5 protein-coding genes are annotated in these 4,441 nt (G+C 42.1%); 3 read left to right on the top strand and 2 right to left on the bottom strand.

The genetic code is table 11. The features are described 5' to 3' along the window. Window positions 1–104: 104 nt before the first annotated feature. From JWQ85_RS15605 to JWQ85_RS15595, 3 genes are all read left to right on the top strand, one after another. Window positions 105–497: a hypothetical protein gene (locus JWQ85_RS15605; RefSeq protein WP_299469604.1), complete on the top strand. Its 393-nt coding sequence runs from the start codon at window positions 105–107 to the stop codon at window positions 495–497. 104 nt (window positions 498–601) lie between these two features. After that, a complete protein-coding gene (locus JWQ85_RS15600; protein ID WP_299469601.1) occupies window positions 602–1,231 on the top strand; it encodes an NAD(P)H-dependent oxidoreductase in 630 nt (209 codons plus the stop codon). A 196-nt stretch (window positions 1,232–1,427) separates the two neighbouring features. After that, on the top strand, window positions 1,428–1,793 hold the full coding sequence (locus tag JWQ85_RS15595) for a response regulator (protein ID WP_299469599.1): 366 nt from the start codon (window positions 1,428–1,430) through the stop codon (window positions 1,791–1,793). An 83-nt stretch (window positions 1,794–1,876) separates the two neighbouring features. Here the strand turns inward: JWQ85_RS15595 and JWQ85_RS15590 are convergent, their stop codons facing one another. Further along, window positions 1,877–4,012: a M56 family metallopeptidase gene (locus JWQ85_RS15590; RefSeq protein WP_299469597.1), complete on the bottom strand. Its 2,136-nt coding sequence runs from the start codon at window positions 4,010–4,012 to the stop codon at window positions 1,877–1,879. Then, complete coding sequence (locus JWQ85_RS15585) at window positions 4,009–4,371, bottom strand: BlaI/MecI/CopY family transcriptional regulator (protein WP_299469595.1); 363 nt, start codon at window positions 4,369–4,371, stop codon at window positions 4,009–4,011. Before JWQ85_RS15585 ends, JWQ85_RS15590 begins: the two co-directional genes overlap by 4 nt. Between the last annotated feature and the right edge of the window lie 70 nt (window positions 4,372–4,441).

The raw sequence follows: 4,441 nt of genomic DNA, 5'->3' as shown, positions 1-4,441 counted from the left end.
ATACCGCCGGCCGTACCAAGAAAGAAATAAAGGCCGAGAAAAAACGATTAAAGGACGAAGGCAAGGAAAAAGAGCGCGAACTAAAAGACCGCATGCCTTAATCTATGCAAGAGGCTTTTAATATTTCCCTACCGGATGACCTGGTGATCCCGCAGAATAACGACCAGTTGCAAAAGGCGATGGAGGTTATATTTCAATCAGGCTCCGAACCATATGAAAATCTAATTGCCGCCTTAACTGAAGAGAATAAAGATAAGTTCGGTTCATCAAAATTTGACAAGCTTCAATTTGAGGTGAAACAATTTGCCCCCGCCACACTGAACGGGCGTTTGCGTATTCAATATAAACTGGAACTTACATTTAGCTGCTCTGGCATTATTAACGACCTTAATAACCAACACTCCTACTGGAATTTCGAGACAGATCAGCTATCGGGCCGTATGCATTTTCAGGGTGACGAGTACGGCGACCTTCGCTCTACAGCAGATGAATTTTAATCTTATTATTTAAGCTCTACTCGTTTTGCAGTCTTTACTCCTGCATGACCATTTTATGTGTTTAAACATATATGTTTGCCCGCATAATTAAACGGAAGAAAATCATGTCATTAGTAGATAAATTAAACTGGCGTTACGCCACAAAAAAATTCGACAGCACTAAAAAGATAGCTGCTGATAAATTACAGACCATTTTAGATGCTGCACAACTGGCGCCATCATCATTGGGCCTACAGCATTACCGTATATTGGTAGTGGAAGATGCCGAAACCCGTGCAAAATTACGTGCCGCTGCTTATGGCCAATCGCAAATTACCGATTCTTCACAGCTAATCATCTTTGCTGCCGAGACCAACATTAACGAAGATTTTGGCAAAAAGTATATTGATAATGTTGCTGCTACACGCAACGTTCCCCGCGAGGCTTTAGCCGATTTTGAAGGTGCGATATTGGGTGCCATTAACGCACGCACTCCCGAGCAATTATTGCTGTGGGCACAAAAACAGGCTTACATTGGCTTAGGTGTTTTAGTTACAGCAGCAGCCGAACAAGATGTTGACATTTGCCCAATGGAAGGTTTTGATCCTGCGGCTTTTAATGAAATATTAGGCTTAACCGAAAAAGGTTTAACAGCTACCGTTATTGCAACCATTGGTTATCGTGCCGAAGATGATGATCTGAGCAAAGCGGCAAAAGTTCGCAGGCCGGCTGATGAGTTGTTTATACACATATAATCCTGATTGATAATAGTGATTTAACCACAGAGGTCACGGAGATATTCACAAAGAGCGCAGGAGTATTTCTCTGCGCTCTTTGTTTTTTCATCTTTTGTATCTCTATATTTTGTCATCAACCCCCTTCCCGTTTAAATAATTTAACCACCCGTTAATTGCGGCACGGCCTTTGCATAACTTATTGAAATACAAAGCCATGAATAAGAAGATATTAATAGTTGACGATAATGAATTGATAATTGAGGTGATGAGCTACATATTGATCAATAACGGCTATGATGTGTCTTCGCTTAGTACCGGAGACCACGTAGTTGAAGAGGTGAGAAAGATCCATCCCGATCTTTTAATACTGGATGCCGTTATGCCCGGTTTAGATGGCCGCGAAATTTGTAAAATATTAAAATATAATAAAGAAACCCGAAGCTTACCCGTGATCATCTGTTCTGCGGAGGACGACCTGGACGACGCCCTTACCCAGGAAGGCGCACCGAACGATATTCTGCACAAGCCGTTTGATATGACAGCGTTGATCGATAAGGTGGAGTTTCAGCTGGCCGCTTAAAATAAACGCTCTGTTATCCTGATAATAAATAAAGAAAGCCGGACCTGTACAGGTCCGGCTTTCTTATTATAAATCGTCTTTTGCTAAAACGCGCTTTTCATGGTGATGTACTTATTGATATCGTTTGATTTAAAACCTTTTCCGCGCATCTCTGTAATGTACTCCGGTGTAATGCCCAGGGCTTTTAAAGCGGTTGCATCATCTAAAGAAATATCGCTAAAGCCCATACCCTTAAAGCTTTTAATAAATTCGGGCGTTACACCTAATGCTTTTAAGCCGGCGGCTTTGTCGGCATTTATTTTAAAGCCTGCATTTTTAAAGCTGTTTAAATATTCAGGCGTTATGCCCAATGCCTTCATTGATACCAGATCGTCATGAGATACATCGCCATAACCCGCGTTTTTAAAACTTAATGCATATTCGGGGGTAACACCTACCGCCTTCATACCTATCAGGTCGCTGCTGCTTAAGTTTGTGTATCCCGCTTTTTTAAAGCCGTTCACAAAACCTTCATCAACATTAAGGGCTTTATAGGCAATCATATCATCGGCGTTGTCATCATTGTTCTTTGATTTGGCCGATGCGGTTTTTTTGCCCGGCGTGCCCGCTCTCGCATTTTTAAATTTAGCAATATATTGTCCGTTTATCCCTTGTGCTTTAAAGCTCACTAACTTATCAAATGACACATTAGGATATCCCGCCTTGCGGATCTCGCTGATAAAAGCACCGTCGATGCCCATTGCCTTACCGGTTATCAGATCCTGCAGGCTTGCATCAGGAAAACCGTTTTTCTTTAAGGATGCAATGTATGGCTCATTCACGCCCAAAGCTGCGGTAGCTATCAAATCGCTTTTTGATACTCTTTTGTAGCCGTTGCGGTGCAGCATAGCCACATAGTCTTTTTTGATGTTGATCAAGAAAAAGGCCAGCTCGTCACTTTGTTCTATATCTGTTATCCCCTGGCTTGTAAGGTACTGGATGTATGCCGGGTTAGTAACAAATTTGTAGTGGCCGCTACCGGTGTTGCCATCAAACTTTCCGTTAAAGTTCATGCTACCGGCTTCACGCACCAGTTTAAAATCGCCGTTGGCGCCTCTAGGCAAGGTAGAAAATTCGCTTACCAAAAAATTACTGTTGCTCATGTGGTTGTGGCTGTCGCCTTCGTTCCTGAACTGTATATCTATTTTATTTCCGGTTATTTTGGCCGACCATACACCTTCGCGCTGACTATCTGAAGTATCAAAACTTGTTTGGCTTTTTATTACCACCGGCGGGCGGTAAGCCGTTGGCTCGTTAAATGCACACATCAAAAATGCCATTAGCGGCAGCAGGAAAAAGTATTTCCAGGTGGTGTGTATGTTTGATTTTTTTGCGTTCATCATAACAATTCGTTTTTTTAAGAGTGATTGATTATAGTTGGTTGTTATCCGAAGCGACAAGTTGGGTACCGATACTTTCAGTAAGCTCATTTGATACAATTCCCTTTCCACTTCGTTATTATTTAGTACATCGTTGTCTGTCAAAAATTCAAGATTGTTCTCCAATTCCTTGCGGTATAACCAGGCAAATGGGTTAAACCACTGGAATACCAGCATCAGCTCGGCCAGCAGCAGGTCAAAGCTATGGCCCTGTTTAATGTGGATCTTCTCGTGCAGTAAGATCTGGCTGTAGGTTTCCCAATCGTATTTGGCGGGGTTAATAAAAATATAATTACCAAAAGAGCATGGGGCCTTATCTGTATCCAGCTCTACTATCCTGAACTGCCCGTCTTGTATAGCCGGGCTTTTATAGGCCTGGCGTAAAAGCACCGCAACCTGCAGCAAAAAATTAAACCCGAAGGCCGCCACACCACACCAGTACAAAACAAGCACCCATTTTAATAGCTGCGGCATTATGGAAACAACCGTTTCTTTAACCGATGTTTCTGCAGGTGGAGCTGTGGCAACCGCTTCTGCTTGTTTTTCGGGCGCTTTAACAACCGACGTACTCAATTCTGGCTGGCGATTTATGTTCGTTGCGGCGGTTACACTTGTTTGCTGGCTTTTTCTTAATGCCCACTGCTGGGGCACCCGTATAAGTGGCAGTAGAAATGTTAAACCCAGGCATGCCAGCAGCACCCATCGGTTTAAATGATAAAAGGTTTCCTTTTGCAATAGTACTTTGTAAAACAACAGGCAAACGCTTATCAGCAATGCAACGTGCAATACGTATGGTATCATTTCTTTTCGGTTTTAATAAGGTTTAAGATCTCTCCCAGTTCTTGCTCAGATATTTTTTGTTCTTTGGCAAAAAAGGCCAGCATGCTTGGGTAAGAATTGTCGAAATATTGGCTCACAATATCCTTCATGGCGTGCTTCTGATAATCTTCGCGGGTAACTTTTGGGTAATAGTTGTAGATATTGCCAATAGTCTCGTGATCCAGAAAACCCTTCTCCTCCAAAATCTTCACCATGGTTGCTACCGAGTTATAATGCGGCTTGGGTTCGGGCATTTCTGGGATAATTTCTTTGATAAAAGCTTTTCCCAGTTTCCAAAACACCTGCATTATTTGTTCTTCGCGCTTAGCCAGTTTTTGCATAAAATTCTAATTATAAAACAAGTTTACTACTAATCAATTAGTATTGCAACTAATTGATTAGTATTACTTG

This window comes from Mucilaginibacter sp. (assembly GCF_028288105.1).
GTDB lineage: Bacteria > Bacteroidota > Bacteroidia > Sphingobacteriales > Sphingobacteriaceae > Mucilaginibacter.
Note: the sequence above shows the minus strand (reverse complement) of the source record. Positions and strands in the feature narration are given on the sequence as shown.